The sequence below is a fragment of the Christiangramia qingdaonensis genome (assembly GCF_048381525.1).
Classification (GTDB): Bacteria; Bacteroidota; Bacteroidia; order Flavobacteriales; family Flavobacteriaceae; genus Christiangramia.
The window spans coordinates 15,095-33,119 of the sequence record NZ_JBLWIM010000008.1 but is presented as its reverse complement, the minus strand read 5'-3'; the positions used below and the strand labels follow the sequence as shown (position 1 = coordinate 33,119).

The 18,025-nt window shown below is 37.4% G+C and carries 15 protein-coding genes; 2 read left to right on the top strand and 13 right to left on the bottom strand.

Annotation, left to right across the window (positions count from 1 at the left end):
• Positions 1-56: 56 nt before the first annotated feature.
• The 12 genes from ACNI3T_RS00910 to ACNI3T_RS00855 form a co-directional block, all read right to left on the bottom strand.
• Positions 57-1,901, bottom strand: a complete 1,845-nt coding sequence (locus ACNI3T_RS00910; RefSeq protein WP_418226215.1) for a PLP-dependent aminotransferase family protein — start codon at positions 1,899-1,901, stop codon at positions 57-59.
• A 348-nt stretch (positions 1,902-2,249) separates the two neighbouring features.
• Positions 2,250-5,231: a histidine kinase gene (locus tag ACNI3T_RS00905; protein ID WP_418226214.1), complete on the bottom strand. Its 2,982-nt coding sequence runs from the start codon at positions 5,229-5,231 to the stop codon at positions 2,250-2,252.
• Complete coding sequence (locus ACNI3T_RS00900; protein WP_418226213.1) at positions 5,209-5,958, bottom strand: LytR/AlgR family response regulator transcription factor; 750 nt, start codon at positions 5,956-5,958, stop codon at positions 5,209-5,211. Before ACNI3T_RS00900 ends, ACNI3T_RS00905 begins: the two co-directional genes overlap by 23 nt.
• Before the next feature lie 125 nt (positions 5,959-6,083).
• Positions 6,084-6,545, bottom strand: a complete 462-nt coding sequence (locus ACNI3T_RS00895; protein ID WP_418226212.1) for an amidohydrolase family protein — start codon at positions 6,543-6,545, stop codon at positions 6,084-6,086.
• Positions 6,546-6,797: 252 nt separating this feature from the next.
• Positions 6,798-7,463 carry a DNA-binding response regulator gene (locus ACNI3T_RS00890; RefSeq protein ID WP_418226211.1) on the bottom strand — a complete coding sequence of 222 codons (666 nt, stop codon included), beginning with the start codon at positions 7,461-7,463 and terminating at the stop codon, positions 6,798-6,800.
• A 7-nt stretch (positions 7,464-7,470) separates the two neighbouring features.
• A complete protein-coding gene (locus tag ACNI3T_RS00885) occupies positions 7,471-9,390 on the bottom strand; it encodes a tetratricopeptide repeat-containing sensor histidine kinase (protein ID WP_418226210.1) in 1,920 nt (639 codons plus the stop codon).
• 268 nt (positions 9,391-9,658) lie between these two features.
• Positions 9,659-10,579, bottom strand: a complete 921-nt coding sequence (locus ACNI3T_RS00880) for a YitT family protein (protein ID WP_418226209.1) — start codon at positions 10,577-10,579, stop codon at positions 9,659-9,661.
• Positions 10,580-10,608: 29 nt separating this feature from the next.
• Positions 10,609-10,791, bottom strand: coding sequence for a Lacal_2735 family protein (locus ACNI3T_RS00875; protein WP_418226208.1), 183 nt, complete (start codon positions 10,789-10,791; stop codon positions 10,609-10,611).
• A gap of 114 nt (positions 10,792-10,905) precedes the next feature.
• Positions 10,906-11,280, bottom strand: a complete 375-nt coding sequence (locus tag ACNI3T_RS00870; RefSeq protein WP_418226207.1) for a cupin domain-containing protein — start codon at positions 11,278-11,280, stop codon at positions 10,906-10,908.
• 75 nt (positions 11,281-11,355) lie between these two features.
• Positions 11,356-12,171 carry a cupin domain-containing protein gene (locus ACNI3T_RS00865; protein WP_418226206.1) on the bottom strand — a complete coding sequence of 272 codons (816 nt, stop codon included), beginning with the start codon at positions 12,169-12,171 and terminating at the stop codon, positions 11,356-11,358.
• A 329-nt stretch (positions 12,172-12,500) separates the two neighbouring features.
• On the bottom strand, positions 12,501-14,801 hold the full coding sequence (locus ACNI3T_RS00860; protein ID WP_418226205.1) for an FdhF/YdeP family oxidoreductase: 2,301 nt from the start codon (positions 14,799-14,801) through the stop codon (positions 12,501-12,503).
• Positions 14,802-15,170 (bottom strand): DUF7009 family protein, encoded by a 369-nt coding sequence (locus ACNI3T_RS00855; protein ID WP_418226204.1) that lies wholly within the window; start codon positions 15,168-15,170, stop codon positions 14,802-14,804.
• 290 nt (positions 15,171-15,460) lie between these two features.
• On the opposite strand from ACNI3T_RS00855, the gene mobA reads away from it, so the two are divergent.
• On the top strand, positions 15,461-16,051 hold the full coding sequence (gene mobA / locus ACNI3T_RS00850; protein WP_418226203.1) for a molybdenum cofactor guanylyltransferase: 591 nt from the start codon (positions 15,461-15,463) through the stop codon (positions 16,049-16,051).
• A 109-nt stretch (positions 16,052-16,160) separates the two neighbouring features.
• Here mobA and mnmE read toward each other — a convergent pair whose 3' ends face one another.
• Positions 16,161-17,573, bottom strand: a complete 1,413-nt coding sequence (gene mnmE, locus ACNI3T_RS00845; protein WP_418226202.1) for a tRNA uridine-5-carboxymethylaminomethyl(34) synthesis GTPase MnmE — start codon at positions 17,571-17,573, stop codon at positions 16,161-16,163.
• Between the two features lie 106 nt (positions 17,574-17,679).
• Here mnmE and ACNI3T_RS00840 point away from each other — a divergent pair, with 106 nt between their 5' ends.
• A complete protein-coding gene (locus ACNI3T_RS00840; RefSeq protein ID WP_418226201.1) occupies positions 17,680-18,018 on the top strand; it encodes a DUF4870 domain-containing protein in 339 nt (112 codons plus the stop codon).
• Positions 18,019-18,025 lie beyond the last annotated feature (7 nt).

Here is an 18,025-nt window from a genome sequence, read left to right as displayed (position 1 = left end):
GATCCGGTATGAAGATTTAATTTCTTACCGGATCTTTAACTAAATAAGCTATAGCTTTATTTCATATCTTCTACGAACTGAGAAAATACTTTTCTATGCATCTCAAGATCAAGATCTGGTGAAACTGAAACTCTCGCAATGTAATCCTTGTCATCTTCCTTTGTTGTACCCTGTGTTGAGGTAGCTGGTATCGTCCAGTAACAACCTTTTAACTGACCGTAACTTACACAATACTTGCTTTCTTCAGGAATCCTGGTGATCATCATAGTGATCAGTTTTTGATTCAGGGATCTTTTGTAAGATTCACGATCTGCAGCGGTTTCTCCTTTTGTTGGAAGGTCAAGAGAAAATACGGAAGGTGTGAAACCTGCAGCAGCTAATTCTTCAGAAACAAAATTGATCTTTGCTTCGGGAAGTTCAGATTTAATGAAATTCACAAATTCACGGGTATTTTTATAGGCATTTGCAATTCTTTGATTCATGGACGGTAATTGTTCCGCTAGAATTTCGACCTGCAGGGAAGTTGCTTCATTATCGCAAACCTTCAAATGCGTATCGATTTTATCCATTAATCCTGCAGCCTTTTGGTTCGCTACAGCATAACCGGCCGTACATTTTCCACCACTCGGGAATTTAGATCCGCTTACGTAGGAGATTACCTTTATCCCGGAAAGAATACCATCCTCACCGCAGAACTGTACATTCGGACAAAAGGTTTGATCCAGAATAAAAACAGGATATACAGCAGCTTCACCATCTGCAGTCTTACGGTTTTTTGCCAGAACCTCCTGTAGTTTTTCAAGTTCAGGAACTTCAACACGTGGATTTGTAGGGATTTCAGCAATAATCAACGGCACTGCATTTTCATTTGCAGCCTGAGCAAGTACTTTGTCGGTGCTCTGGACCATATCATTATCACCATCTACCGGTAGATCCATGATCTCAACATTATCCAGACAGGCGGCAACGCGACGAGCCTGATCATTAGTTCCCCCATAACAGTTTGGTGGCACAATAATTCGAATGCCTTTACCTGGATGTTTGGCTAAGGCATCATCGATAAGCCCCATCATGATCGCGTACTGCATGGAAAGACCACAAGAGCCTACAAGAACTTTTGATGTTGTCGCAGTGATCTTCTGAACTTCTTCGATCACTTTTTTAAGATTGTCATCATCTTTCTTCGAATTCTCTTCGGAAGAAAGGTTTACCAGCCTGTATAGTAATTTATGAGTATCGGCCGGAGTCATCGAGATCGTTTCCCTTCTACGTACATGCTGAATTTCAGAAATATAAGAAGCATTCTTTTCGCCATTTACAATAATTACACTACCCAGTTCCTGCTGAAGGCTTAGCAGAAAATCAATATTTTTATCAATATTCAGATCTTTTAGATCTGCTTTGGAAGTGATATAAATGCTACTACCATCAAAATCTGGAAGTGATTCACCTTCTTTGATCTGTAAGGTCTCAAAATCATATCCATATACACTTCGGAAAAGCTCAAAATTGAAATGTTCCGGAAGGTTTTCAGAATAAATTATTTGCGTGTTCTTCTTCTCAAATAAATTCTTCCGAAGTACAGCCAGCAGAGGAGTAGTTTGAGATGAAAAACCAACAATATGATCAGATTTCAAAGCATTCAATTTACCCACGTACCATTCTAGAATAGAGGAAAGAGGATGTCCTAATCTTATATAGTCATAGGCGGTTGGAAGCTCAGCTAGTTTTTCAGCACTATGATCATTATTAGCGTATAATGCCTCAAACTTCTCCAGAAACTCAGTTTTAGCTAGATCTTCATTATAAATATCCAGTCTGTGAGTAGTTAATTTCACCCAGTCTTCGGGAATGTTCGGGAGTATGTTTTCAATATAATTGGTCACTTTAGACTTTTCCATTACCTGTAATTTTAGATAGGCGGGAATATAGTTCAAATCACTTATTTTAAGAAAAATTACGATCGCAATTCTCTATGTGGATATTAGGAAAACAAAAATTTCTGAATGAAAATGAAAACTGTAGAAATATTATCTGAGATGGTTATTAGGATGCACGTTTTAAACCCTGGAAGTGAAAAAGTTAGAAAAGCGGCAACTGTAATTCAATTATAGTTTATGACCCTACTCATAAAATACAATTAGATGGTTAAATCTTATATAGCAGCTACCGCCATCTAATTTTTGGTGAATTTATAACTTATGTTCAGTACAAAATTACCGAATTAGTAAACGTAGGGATTTCTTAAGTTATCGTTGTAAACGCAATTTCAGGCTCACTACAGTACCTTTTTCAGGCTCAGATTCAATATTCAGAGCATCTTCAATATCATAGTCTAAAAGGGCGAGTCTTTCTTTCACTAAGCTTAAACCTTTGGAGTTATGCAGCGGATTCTTTCCAGTAGCCGAAAAACCAGAACCATTGTCGATGATTTTGCAGCACAGAGCATGCTCATCCAACTTTGTAAAAATTATATCCAGTCTTGGATCTATGCTTTCAACGGTAAATGCATGAACAAATACATTTTCGACAAATGTTTGAAGAATCATGGTAGGAACCTCTACATCGTAAGTGTCGATTGTAGGATCCAGCTCGAAATGAACCTCTACAGCATTGTTCATCCGTGTGTTTTCCACCCGTATGTAAGATTGTAAGTATTCGATTTCTTCAACCAGTAAAATTGTTGGTTTGGTACAGTGGTCAAGATTGAGGCGAATGAGTTTGGCAAAATCACCCAGGAATATCGTGGCGTTATCGATATCGCTATCCATGATATAATTCTGAATGGAATTCATGGCATTGAAGATAAAATGCGGATTCATTTGGGCGAGTAAAGCTTCCATTTTAGTTTCTTCAAATCTTCTTTGAATAGCTCGTTTTTGCCGTTCGAATCGTTTGTTCTTAGCAAGTTCATATTTATAGATCGCGTATACGATCGCCATTATTGCCAGAAAAATGTAAGTAAAGAACCACCAGGTTTTCCAGAATGGCGGTTTAATATTGAAGTTAAGAACGTTCTGAGAGTACGTTAATCCTGTGCTGGAATCCAGAACACGAACCTGCACTTCATATTCATTAGCTGGCAGATATGGCAATAGAATTTCAGAATTGGAGGTTGGAGTACTCCATTCTTCATCCTGATTTAGCCTGTATTGATATTGTAATTTCTTAGGATATGGATGTGTATTGGTCGAAAAATTGAGCAGCACAGTATTCTCATCGTAATCAAGATCGAGATCATTTAAAATATTTTCAGGCAGATCGTATACGCTATTATTAATAGATAAATCTTTTAGTTGAATTTCGATTACACGATTTGATGATGCAAGAATTTCTTCGATGTTGACCCTGAAAATCCCATTCTCGCTGCCAATATGTAATTCGTCATTCTCGATTTTACTGCTGAAAAAAGGCTGTTCCAGGCCTTGTTCTTCATCCAGAAAGATGATTCTGTTTTCCTCCACCAGCGTAATTCCGCGCTCGGTACCTATTATAAGCGTTGTATCATAAGAATTTAGAAACGAAATGGTGTTTCCCTGGATGCTGGCTCGAGGAATTTTGCGTACTATTTCAAAGGATTCAGGCCTATCCCGAATAATGTATACATCACCAAATTCACTGGAAATAGCGAGATTGTCATTATAAGATATAATATGCCGAAGATTTTTTTCTTTCCAGATTTTAGAATTTAGTAAAGACTTGAAACGACCTTCCTCGTAACTATAAAGACCAGAAAATACTGATGTGAAATAGGTTTTATTTTCAGTTTGTAGACTGCTAACCACCATGGTTGGTGTATCCTTATGGTCTTGTGGATAATATTGGTATGAGAAGGTTTCCAGGTCGTTGTACACCCTAACACCACCATACGGATTGGTTTCGATCAATGTCCCATCGTTCGTGAAATTGATCTCTTCTGAATGTAATGGCAAATATGTATCCAGTTTTCCATCTTGATTTATCGCAAATAAGCCAATATTAGCATTTATCCAGTACTGGTTATTTGAAGTTTTGATATCATAGAATTTAATATCGCTGGCCGCGGTAGAATGATCTAGTTCGTAAAAATGATCTTCATGCTTTGGAAGTGGTAGTGAAGTGGTATCGATATAATTCTGTTGCCAATTCTTGAATTTTCTCAAAGGAATATCGATCGAATCACTAGAGGATATTATCTGAATACCTTCGTCATGAATATAAGCTGAAGTTCCATTGATCTTTGCAAACCCCTTTATATAATGCCCCTTCAGTTCCTCGAATTTTATTAAAGGTTCTAACTGGATCTCGTAAAGTCCCGAGTTCAAAGTTCCTACGTATAATCTTTGAAATAATGCATCATAAGCGAGGGAAAATATGTCTTTACCTGGTATCCCAAAGGAATTTGAGCGATTGCTGAAATCTTCATTCAGTTCGAAAACACCCCCATTACTGTCATAAATTCCCCAGGCTGCGGCATAGATAGTAGAGTCCCTCGTTTTTACATAATCCCAGATTATTGAACTCCCAAGTTCTTCTGAAACAAGGTCTTCTGATTTTATATATTCTGAAATTTCAGATTTAGTATAATGCCCCTTATTGCTGCTGAAGAGACTGTTATTTTCAACGAATGCGGAATAGATATACTTTTGATCGTTTACCTGTTTTAAACTGAAAGACCCTTCCGAAGAGATTTTAAAAACTCCGGTTCTATAGGTTGTAACATAGAGTTCCTCTTCAAATTCGAAAAATCCGGAAACTCTTAGTAAAGCTTCAGATCCTTCATTTTTCCAGGACTGAATATCAAATGTTTTTAAATCAACTCTTGAAACACCATCACTAGTTCCAACATACATATAATCTTTGTATGGAAAAAGATGTACGATCTCATCATGAACGAGTCCGTCTTTTGTAGAAATGATCTTGAAATCATCACCATCGAAAACGCTTATGCCGCCGCCGTAACTTCCAAACCAGATCCTCTTCTGCTTATCTTCAGTGATCGCCCAGCAACTATTAAGGGCCAGGCCATCTTCTTCAAAATAACTTTGAAAAATATTGTTCTGCTTACTCACGATCCCATTCTCGGTTCCTATCCATAGCACATTATTGCTATCAACGAACAATGCTCGGACTGCATTATTTGGGAGTTCATTCGCAGCAGAATAGTTTCTGGAGGGAAAGTTCTGGGCCCAGATGCACTGGACACAAAAAAGAAAGCAGATAAAGCTTTTACTGATTTTGTAAGATCGCATTAATGAATTCCTCTTCTTTACGAAAGGAAACCGGAAGTTTCTCTCCGTTGGTTAACTCAACTTCCTTGTTCGCTTTATGGTAGCGCACTACAAAGTTCAGGTTGATGACATAACTTTTATGTATTCTTAGAAATGCTGAAGGGAGGATTTCTTCTACAAACTTAAGTGTTTTTGTGGCAGTTTTAGTAGTTCCATCAATACCTTTAATAGAGCAATAATTACTTTCAGCCTTACAATAGAGAATTTGATTAGAATGAATTAGCTCAAAACCTTCCAGCGTAGGAAAGGCAAGTTTCGCTATATTTTGATCATTTACATTCAAATTTTCCAGCAGTAACGTCAATTTATCTTTTGTAGATAATTTTCTTTTTCGTTCCTCAAAACGCTTGATCGCATCACCCAGGTCGATATGATTGATGGGTTTCAGGATATAATCCAGAGCACTCTGCCTTATGGCCTGAACAGCGAAACGGTTATGAGCGGTGGTAAATATCACTTCAAAATTTATAAGATCGAATTGCTTGAATAATTCAAAACCGCTCTTTTCAGGCATCTGGATATCAAGAAATACCAGCTCAGGTGTATAGTTGTTTATAGCAATAACGCCGGTGTCAACAGAATGACATTTGGCTACAATATTGAATTTGTTAGGAAAATGCCTTAGAAGTGTTTTTTCTAGTACATTTTGAGCGCTTAACTCATCATCGATGATGACTACTTTAATCATTATTTTCACTTTTTAAAAAGGATGAATCCCGTTCTAAACTTAGGTCATCCCTCAAAATTTGTTGTTATTTAATCTGCTTCTAAAATTATTACAGATTCCTTTTCTAATATATTGTCTGTTGTTCGTTAAGCCTCTAAGGGGCTGGTCAATATTTCTTTTCGGATCAATAGCAGCACTGGTTTCCAGCATGAATATATGCGCCGGTGAACCTTGGCTAATATACTTATACATACCCAAAAAAATGTATTTTCAGTCGCCATTTCAAGTATTCTCGATGAACGATTGCAAGCGTCCTCAACTATAAATGATTTTCTGGCTTTTCCGGTCTGTTCTACAACTTCATTAAAATTTCCTTCTTCAATAGTGCAACGATCTAGAATGCATGCTTTATCGAGAAGAATATGGGTATCAAAGAGGACGGGAGAAACTAAATGAACTATGGCACCTAATGATCTGGCAGGTTTATATTCCAATTCTTCAGTGGGAGTGATGCGTACGATCGAATCTTTCTGGATCCAGATATCCTGTAGCAAATCTTCAGTACCAAGTTTGGTATTCCGAAGTAAGAGATTGTATCCTGTTTCCATAAAAGTGTCGGCAATAATTTATTCCGAAGGAGTAACGGCGAGAGGTTTCGCTTCCAGTCCCATTTTCAAATCTAAAAAGTTTTAGGTGAAAAAGTGATTGATGACATGAAATTCTAAGAATAACTGCAGGTTAGAGCTGCATAAGCATTTTCTTAGACTAGCATCAATGCTTTAATCATCACTGTTTACTTTGTATAATTAGAAATTTGAAGTCGGCTATTGTGGTATATAGGAACAGCTCATGGAGGAAACTTAGATCAATTGCAGATCCTTCATGATAGATATCAAATGCGGATTCGTATTCGCTCTAAATTCATCCCTTAATTCCTTTAGCCTTTTTTCGATCGCACTTTTACTACTTGGCTTGATATTCTTATCTTTTAATTCCTTTTGAATTTCGTCCTGGGTAAACCCATTTGCGAGATATTTTACAATATTGATTTCGAAATCATTTAATGTAAGCACGTTTTTCTGGTTTAGTATCTTTTCAATCGACGGAGAGTTATAGGCAGCCCCTTCATTCAAATTCAGGATCGCCTCTTTCAACTCTTTTAGTCCGCTTCGGTCTTTACAAATATAGGCATCTATATTACCGCTTGCCCAGAGTTCCCTGACTGTTTGAGGATGGTCTTCTATAGAGTTCACGATAACTTTAAGTTGAGGATCTTCGAGTTTTAACGCTGCGATCAGTTCTTTTCCGGAAGTCAATTTTTCCTCCCGGTAATCTGGTTTGAAGGAAAGATCACAAATAAGAAGATCATAAGGTTTCCCTTCCTGAATGGCTTTTTTTGCCAGAAGCCAGGCTTTATCACAATATTGTGCGTGATCTACCTGAACAATTTTCAAATCTTTTAAAACAAAAGCGACAGCATGATTTATACTGTCCATATCTTCAGCAACCAGAACTTTTTTAAACATGTGAAAATTATATGGGAATTTGAATTAAAACCTTCAATCCTTTTTCCTGTTCAGTTTCAAAATTAAGTTTTCCTTTGATAGAAAGAATACGGTTTTCCATATTTAGAAAACCATTACCAGATTGCAGACTTTGACGTGAAGTACCTATTCCATTATCAGAATACTGAATGTGCAACGTTCTTCTTTCTTCGGAAAATACAATAGCTACCAAACTGGCTTTACTGTGCTTGTTCATATTGATCATGATCTCCTGAAGGACACGATAAAGAATGATCTTTTTCTCCGGGCTTAAGCTTTTCCAGTTGATGCTATTCTCCCCGCGAAGAATTAGTCTGGTATCTGCCGGTAAACTGGAACTAAGCGTGGAAAGTAAATGGGGTAAATAGTCTGCTCCTGTTGGTATACTACTGTTTTCCCTGGAAATATTACGTGTCCGGTTATAAATGTTTTCCAGCTTATCCATGAGTGTATTTGGAGCAATCGTATCCATGCCGCTCATGACATTGTAGACATCGTTTGCCAGTTCATCGTGGATCTTCTTGGAAATTCTGGATTCTGTACGATGCGCTTCGCGAATTTTATCCTTGGTATGTCTTTGTCTTAAATAATAGAAGCCGAATCCACCACTAACTAAGACCAGCAAACTTCCTAATGATAATATGATAATCTGGTCCTGCAGTTGCTCTTTCTCTATAGCCTGTAGAGCCGTTTGATCTTGTAATTGATTGATCTCTAATTCTTTCTGTTCTTCGTCAAATGTAATTTTAGCGAACATATTTTTTGCCTGAATACTTTCCGTACGTATGCTATCACTCAGCTCAATATAGCGTGTTGATAGTTCTTTGACCGACTCCATTGGCGATAGCTGGATCAATTTTTCTATGGCATTTAATTGAGCCGATTTACTATTGAGTTCCCTCGCAGTAAGAAGCAGGCTATCTGCATAGAGTTTTGAAATATTCTCATCACTATTCCGGTAATAATTAGCCAGATGATCATAACTGGCGAGCAGGCCATTTATGCCATTATTTAGAAGCCTTATATTCCTTGCTTCCAGCAATTCAACTTCCATATTGGCGGTAGAATCCTGCAACCACCTGGTGTAAGCCAGATTATCTAAGAATCTGGCCTTAGAGAGAATATTTGTTGAATCAGATCTACGAAGGATGCTTTTAAAAACAGCTATGGCTTCATCGTAATTCTTTTGATCCTGAAGAGAAAGTGCAATATTGTTAAGATTACTTAAGCTGTCTTTGATATTAGCAGCGAATGCAAGAGCGTTTCTCCATTCACGTATGGCATCACTTTGGAAACCCTGGTTACGATATGCTGTTGCAATAATGTTGTAAGCGGTACTAAAGTAAGTGGAGTCAATGGGATCCAGTAGTTTGAGGGCTTCAGCAGCAGTTTGTTGAGCTCCGGTATAATCTGTTAATCTGCTTTGTGCATCAGCCATTTCTATAGTTCTGCGCCCTGCCTTCGCAGAATCTCCATCCGCAAGGTGTAATTTTCTGGAGATAAATGCATTTCTAAAATATTCTTTATAATCGTTTACAGAGCGATGAATAATAGCTTTACGGTAAAAACCTGTGGCTTCAAAATGAATATTTTCATAGATCCTGGATTGATCGATCATTTTTGAGGAATAGACCAGAGAGCTGTCATAATACCTTAATTGATTAAAGCTATAGATAACGCCATCCAATAACTTGAGATGCACTGTATCATTGTCGATCCTGGAAGAGGTCAGACCATATTTAAAATTAGCAAGCATTTCTGCTGGCAACTTTGATTTTAATCCTTCCTGAAAATAATATTCTCCGGTTCCTGGTTTGATTTCTTCTGAACTGTTTTCAGAAGCCTGGTCACAAGCGGTCAGGCTTAGACAAATACAGAGGTAGATCAGAAAATACTTTGAGATTTGCATTTAGCGAAAATATATAAAAACTGAGGAACCCAGAATACTTAATTGGAAAGTTTAAAAACTAGCAAAGAATGCAAGCCATTCCAGCCTTTGAAGACGAATTCCGAAGATCTTATAAAAAATATTATGTCACAAAATGGAGCAAAATCTGAAGTACATAAACCTCCATATAATTCTAACTGTTTCTAATATAAATGATCACTTATACTTCGGAATATTTTAATATTCAGTTCTTCTGAAATTGATGGGGCCAACTTCAGAATAATTAATATCAAATATCGATCTCATTATTCCGGAATAAGGTAGGCGAGAGCTCTCTTTGTTTACTTCTCGTTAAATATTTCCGAAGAACGCCTCCAGAAACTCTGTTTACATCAAATTCTATAACAAAAGCATCCGTATCTACCTCATGCAAAATTCTGTATGCTTTTTTGGTGTCTATCCTGTTTACAACCGTATGGATAATCTTTAGATCCTGCTTTTCTCCCTGACTTCCGTAACCTTTACTACCGTTATAGATCGTTAAACCCTGACCTATATGCTTAAGTAAAGCTATCTGCATTTCTTTAGATTTTTCGGTAACAATCATGAGTCCAACATAATCCTCGAAGCCTTCCAGAATAAGGTCTATGGTTTTTGCAGTAATAATATAGGTTAGCACAGAATACATGGCGACCTCGATCGAAAATAGTAAACTAGCCAGTAAAAAAAGCACCGCATTGAACCAGAAAATTATAAGACCAATGGAAATACCTGTTTTTTCATTGAGGAAAATACCCAGGATCTCGCTCCCGTCCAGAACAGATCCATTTTTTATGGCGAGGCCAATTCCTGCGCCCAGAAATAAACCGCCGAATATTGAAATAAGCAATTTATCATCTGTGATGGATTGAAAGTTCTCGAAATGAATAATGAGCGAAAGTACAAGTACTGAAATGATTGACCGTATCACAGTTTTTCGTGAGATGGTAAACCAGCCTATGACAAAGAATGGTATGCTAATGATTGGCAGAATGATAGAAATTTCTATCCCTGTGAGTTTGCTTAGTAGAATTGAAATTCCGGTTACTCCGCCATCAAGAAAGCCGTTGGGAAGCAAAAAAGCTTTTAGTCCAAGACTGGCCAGAAAAACTGCGAGTGCCAGCTGACCAATTTCCCAAACTAAATTTGCCTGTAAAAATCTTTTTATCATACAGTACAGTTCCTACTGAAATGAACCTCTCAGTTACCTTTTTCTGCAGATTTTATCTTATCTATTTTCTTTAAAATTTCATTGGCTTCATGCACTTTATCGTCACTTAGTTTTCTATTACTCGTAGATAAGCGATGAGCTTCCTCAAAAAGTTGTTTGTACTTTAAATTTAGCTTTTCAACTTCAGATTTCTTCTTAAATAAACCGAACATAACTTTTTCTTTAAATATAGGCTAAAGTCTTGATTATCCGGGTATACCCATAGGTTCTTTTGAAGCCAATAACTATGGTCAAAGGTTACTTTGGATCATTTGATGGAAAGCCTTCTAGTATTTCAGCTTAGTAAGATGACATTGGATTTTTTCACCTCTGGCGGCTGGTTTGCCAGGGTCTTCAGCACATTCACATAGCTTAGTAGTTCCATAGTCATTGAGCTTTTCATGAGCATCGGAGCGTGCCCATATAGATACAAGCGCATTTTCTTCAGGATTTTCTTCACAATCTCCGTCAATTTCAAATGCATGAATAGTATTTTCATAAAAATAGACTAAAGGATCACGTTCATACGAGGAAGTTGCCCACATCCTGAATTCATTAGGCATTTCCGTATCAAACTGAACAACTCGCTCATTTGCATTTTCTGAAATGGTTGTAAGCTTTTGGTTAGTATCCCTTATGGCAAAAGTTTTAAATTGATTCATACAGGATGGCTGGCGCATCGTATAATATAATTCTGAAGTAGCATGGTTGTGGTATGGATATAGAGTGTTTACAGCTTAAACGGTCATTCCAACCTCGGCACCAACTTTTTGTCCGTTGATATCTTCAATTCTTAACAATCCCCAATGTCCCAGGATTTCAGCATAAGCATATCCACCTCTTACATTCGCGAAATTTTTTTGATTCCTTTCACTTTCTTCAGCATACATTGGGAACCAGCCTACAGATGCCCAAAGATTTGGAAGTGATCTGGCACTTACATCATAAGGAAAATTTCGAGGTGTCTTCACCTTTTCATCAGTTACCATTTCATAGAAGTTCTTAGAGAAGACATAACCGTTAGTCCTCACTTCCGGATCACTTACTTTTGTCTCGAAAAATTCCTCGAACGTAGTTCTATCAAGCCATTTTGCCACTTCAGATCTTGCTTCGAGTTCACCGCCGGGACTATAGAGCCAATCAACATTTCCTCTTGCAGCGAAGCATGCTTTTGCAGCCTGAGGATTGTGTAGGATCTGGTAGATGTTTTTGACCAACAATTGCATATCGCGACGCTCCATCACACATAACTGACTAATTCCGTCTACGGTTTCATAAGTTGCCACGTCTGAATCTATGCACGAATTTCCATCTGGAGAAGTTGTCAAAGCCACCGCATAAGCTTCAAGATATTGCAGGGATTCTTTCCATAAAATATCAATATATTTCTGTTCCTCTTCGGAATAAATTTCTGGTTGTTCCAGGCATTTAAACTTTACGTTCTTTAGTTCTTCAGGATTAATAAAATCCGGAACTTTCTGAGCAAAACTGAATGTCATGGAACTAAGAAAGAAGATCGTACTCAGGATATAATTATAATTGTGACTTCTCATTTTGAATTTAGTTTATGACCCTTGAATAGGTATATTGATAAATAACTGAACATATATTAGGCATAGCGAAGTAGGTGGTTTCAACTCTAAAATAACTCTATTAAATAAGTGGTACAAGTTCTCTCGTTGCTAAAATTTTATAGCTACAAATTCACTACTAAAATCATTTTTTTATTGACACTTCAAACGCGGGCAGGCTTCAGGTTAAGGTGCCCTCTGAAGATTTTACTTTTCACAAGTTTCTACCTTGCCAACTTATTCCGATGGGCTTTTGATACTTAAGTTAGTTCTATAGAGAATATTTTTTTTCACTGAAGATCGTACGTTAATTAAATTTCCTTTTCAATTCGAATCTTTACCGACTTGCTAATTGGTGTATTACTACGCTCTGCAAAATGGTTATAAGGAACTAAAGGATTGGTTTCCGGGAAGTATGCTGCGATATTACCAGCAGGGATCTTATACGGCAGCACTTTAAATTTGTAGGCAGTCCTCTTCTTGCCATCATAAGTACTGGTTAGATTTACAATTTCAAATTGCTTCAAATTCCGCTTCTCCATATCCTTAGCATTCATAAATATAACCCGGCGCTCATTATATACTCCTCGATACCTATCGTCTAAGCCATAAATAGTTGTATTAAACTGGTCATGACTTCTAATGGTCATCAACATTAATTCATCTTCCTGTAGCTGATGATCTGGAAGTTTATTTATAGTAATTTGTGCTCTGCCATTTGGCAGCATACTAAAATCTCTATGCCGTGCATTGTTTGGAAGGTAATATCCAAAACCTTTAGATCGCTCACTGGTCTTCTCAAATCCTTTTGCTACCAGATCTATTTTTTCCCGAATGAGTTCGTAATCTTCTCCCATTGCTTTCCAGGCCACAGAATGATTTCCTTTAAAAAAAGTATGACCTAGATTCCCCACAATTTCTGGTTCGCTCATAATAGTGCTGGAAGCAGGTTTTAAAACACCCTTAGATTGCCTGATACGTCCCATACTACTTTCCATTGTCAGGAAACGCGGATTTCCGTTTTTCTCATCTTTTTCAGATCTTCCAAACGTAGGCAGAATCAATGCTTTTTTACCTGTTACCAGGTGCGAGCGGTTTAGCTTAGTACTAATTTGGACTGTCAATTTACAGTTATTGAGTGCCTGCGCTGTATAATCTGTATCCGAAGCGGCCATTAAAAAGTTACCTCCAAGAGCGATAAAAACACTGGCTTTCCCTTCGTGTATCGCTTCCATAGATTCTACGACATCGATTCCCTTTTCAGTTGGCGGATCAAATCCCATATATTTTTTAATACGCTCATTAAGATCTTCATCTACAAAGTGCATTATTCCCACACTTCTATCGCCCTGCACATTACTATGACCTCGCACGGGGCAGGTACCGGCATTTTCCTTACCAATAGCTCCTTTTAGAAGCAATAGATTCACGTATTCCCGAATGGTCTCTACACCATTTTTATGCTGAGTAAGTCCCATGGCCCAACAGACAATAATTTTGGTCTTTTTGGCAAGTACATCTACTGCTTGATTTATTTTTTCATTAGAAACTCCCATTAAAGCGAGTAATTCTGCTTCATCGAAGGATTTTAGATCCTCTATCAATTCTGAATATCCTTGAGTGTAGTCTTTTAAAAATTCATGGTCAAAAACCGTTTGATCTAAAGCATCTTTTTCAGCAAGACGTTTGAGAATTAATTTTACCAAAGGAATATCCTGGTTGATATTGACTGCTAAGTGTAAGTCGGCAATATCTTCACCGCTACCCAGTAAACCCTTTACGTTTTTGGGATTTTTAAAATTAACCAGTCCGGTTTCTTCTAACGGATTTATAGCAATAATATAGCCGCCGTTTTCCTTGCATTTTTCGAGTGCCGAGAGCATTCTTGGATGATTAGTTCCCGGATTTTGTCCTGCGATTATCACCACTTCGGCTTCATAGAAATCTTCCAGTTTCGTACTTCCTTTTCCAATTCCAAGGGTTTCGTCAAGGGCGACTCCGCTAGATTCATGGCACATATTGCTGCAATCTGGCATATTATTAGTTCCTAAAGCACGAACAAACATTCCGTATAAAAAGGCAGCTTCATTGCTGGAACGCCCGGAAGTATAGAAAATAGCTTCATTTGGAGAATCTAGACTGCGTAATTCTTCGGAAATTAATTCAAACGCGTCCTGCCAGGAAATACTTTCGTAATGAATGCTACCTTCACGTAAAACAAGCGGTTCTATAAGTCGGCCGAATTTATTTAACTGAAAATCACTTAATTCAGAAAGTTCTTCTACTGAATATTTCTGAAAGAAAACGGCATCAATATGACTATGCGTAGCTTCATCTGCCAGCGCTTTTGCTCCGTTCTCACAATATTCTCCAATTTTAGAAGGATGTTCGGGATCTGGCCAGGCACAGCTAGGGCAGTCAAAACCATCTTGCTGATTGATCGTAAAGAGAGCTCGCATGGAATCCACAACTCCCATTTCTTTGAAGGTGTGCTTTACGGTTTCCCTAATTCCTAGTTTTCCTGCAGCATGGGTTACTGGATCTTTAAATTCGAGTTCCTGAAATTTAACGGGTCCTCGGTGATTTACGTTTCTATCGATTTTCTTTTCCATCTAGAGCGCAAGAGATTTGGGGTTTGGATAATTATTAGATTCGTCTTCGCCGCGATCTTCCAGACATGTAAAATCTTTTTCGAGAAGTACATCTATAGATTTGCCATTAGAAGTGACTAAAGTATGAGAAAATCCTACCCGGTTGTTAGTTTCCCAATTTTCAATGAGTGAATCTGAAATCTTTAAAGTGATCCTATTATCAGAAAAATGAATATCCAGTTGCTCAGTATCAGCAACTTTTACTTCGTATATCAAATCCAGTTTGGAAAAATTAATTCTTTCTTCAATAGATTTTTCTCTGCATAAATGCTCTACTTCATCTCTCGTTAATCTATATCTCACAGAATTTCCTCGAATCCTTATTTTCATCTTAAAGTGATTTTATTGGGTATTGACTATTTCCAGTCAACCATTTAAAGTTAAGCTTAAAGATTCAAACTTATAACAGGAACAATCATGGAAGTATAGGTTTTAAGATGCTTTTATGGTTTTTTGGTGATTTATGAGTGAGACGCAACAATAAATAATTAGAATAGCCTGGGTTTCAAACTGTATTTATTGGTCTGATTATTTGTTCAGTAATGGCATATCCAGATTTGGATCCAAAAGATTGTCTATTCGTAATTAGCTTATTTTTATATTCTGAAATTTAGTGGATAGTGATAAATAAAGCAGCGATCGAAGTTTTTGTACTTGCGGGAGGAAAGAGTAAAAGGATGGGGACAGACAAGGGTTTAGTCAAATTCAAAGGCAACCCTATGATTTCTCATATTATAGAGATTCTTGACAAATTAAACTTAAAAACTAGTATAGTTAGTAGTAATGAAGAATATCTGAAGTTCGGTAAACCTGTATACAAGGATGTGATACCAAACAAAGGACCACTAGGAGGATTATATACTGCTTTGGAATATTCTCAAGCTCCAATGGTCTTATTGCTGGCTTGCGATATGCCTTCAATTAATAGGAAAGGAATACAGAGTTTGATGACTGTAGCCGAACCCGGGAAAATAGCTATAGCAACTGATAGGACACAAATCTCTCCGCTTTTTGCATGCTATCCAAGATCATTAAAAGATAAGGTGGCGAATGCACTTTTAGCCGATGAATTAAAAATGCAGGATTTTATTTCAAAGCAATCTCATGTCGTTTTAGATCTAAACTCACTTGAGAATACAGAGATCTTACAGAATTTAAATACTATAGAAGAATTGAAAGCTGCTGAAAGCATGGGAAATGCTGATGATTAGTTGTTATGATTATTAGACATATTTTACCAATTCCCGCTACTAAGCTCTTAATACTGAAGCTAAAGGTTGAATTTTAGCGCTCATGAAATTGGTGATATTCGTTTTTTTTCTATTTCCCAATACAAAAGTTTGCGAAAATATTCCCCAGTAAATCATCGTTTGTGATTTCCCCGGTGATCTCACCAAAGTGATGCAAGGCCTGCCTTATATCAATAGCTAAAAGGTCTCCGGAAAGGTCTGCGTTTAAACCATCTTCTACTTTATTGATCTCTTCAAGTGCTTTTAATAACGCAGCGTAATGTCTACTATTGGTTACAATAGTATCACTATTTCTAAGTGCTCCGGTATTTACAAATTCCAGTAATCTTTCTTTTAATTCTTCTACACCAGTCCCTGTTTTGGCGGATAAAGGCTGGAAACTTGTATTCGAAATAAATCCTAAATGAGTCTTTAGATGATCAAGTTCTTCGGAAGTCAGTCGATCGGTTTTATTTGCAATAATTACAATTGGTTTTTGAGGGAATTTGTTCTTGATCTTTTCAATTTCAATTAAAACTTGCTTTAGCCTATCTTCATCATTTTCTATGCGGGAACTATCCACCAAATAAACCACAACCTGGGCCTGACCAATTTTTTCAAATGTCTTCTTGATCCCAATACTTTCCACTACATCCTGGGTTTCTCTGATCCCAGCAGTATCTATAAATCTGAATCCCACACCGCCAATACTTAGTTCATCTTCTATCGTATCACGAGTGGTTCCGGCAATATCTGATACGATGGCTCTTTCTTCGTTTAGAAGTGCGTTAAGCAAAGTAGATTTACCAACATTTGGTTCGCCAACGATAGCAACTGGAATTCCGTTTTTGAGAACATTTCCAGTAGCAAAGGAGTCAATCAATCGTTTAAGAACGGTTTGTATCTTAGCAACAAGGGATTTGAATTGATCTCTGTTTGCAAATTCTACGTCTTCTTCAGCAAAATCAAGTTCAAGTTCAATAAGTGATGCAAAGTTCATTAGTTCTTCGCGTAATTTCTGAATCTCATTTGAAAATCCACCACGCATTTGCTGCATGGCCATTTGGTGAGAAGCGGCATTTTCAGAATTAATAAGATCAGCAACAGCCTCTGCCTGGCTAAGATCCATTTTTGCATTTAAGAACGCGCGTAAGGTAAATTCTCCAGCTTCCGCAGAACGGCAGCCTTTTCTAATTAATAATTGAATGATTTCTTGCTGAATATATGGACTCCCATGACAGGATAGTTCCACGGTTTCCTCACCGGTATAGGATTTTGGAGCACGAAAAACCGAAGCTAGAACTTCATCGATCGTTCTCTCTCCATCCACCACATTTCCAAGATGAATGGTATGAGTAGGTTGCGATGAGAGTTCGTTACTGCTTTTTGCTTTGAATAACGGGGTAACTATATTAATGGCATCGGGACCGGAAACTCTAATTAAAGCAATGGCGCCGGCTCCTGAAGGTGTTGCGAGAGCAACGATAGTATCATTCAATTTCATGCGGCAAATTTATGAAAGAATTCATTGCTGTAGCAAATTCTGTAACAAACATAGATTTTTACCGTCTTTTAAGTAGAATACATCACTAACCATCAAAAATCAAAAAATGAGAGAAGACAATCAATTACTGGTCATCACACATCTAAGTCAGTTACTTGACCTGGTGACTGGCGTTGGGGGATTTATCGTTCCGTTAATCATATGGGCTACACAAAAGGATAAAGTAGCAGGGATGGATATGCATGGCAAAATGATCATCAATTTCCAGATCAGCATTTTTATTTATAGCATTATCTGTATTCCGTTAATCATTTTTCTAGGTCTGGGAATCATCTTACTAATTCTTGTTGGTTTGCTAGCACTTGTTCTACCTATTCTGAATGCGATTAAAGTAAGCAATGGAGAAATGCCATATTATCCTCTTACCATCCAGTTTTTAAAATAGTGATGCT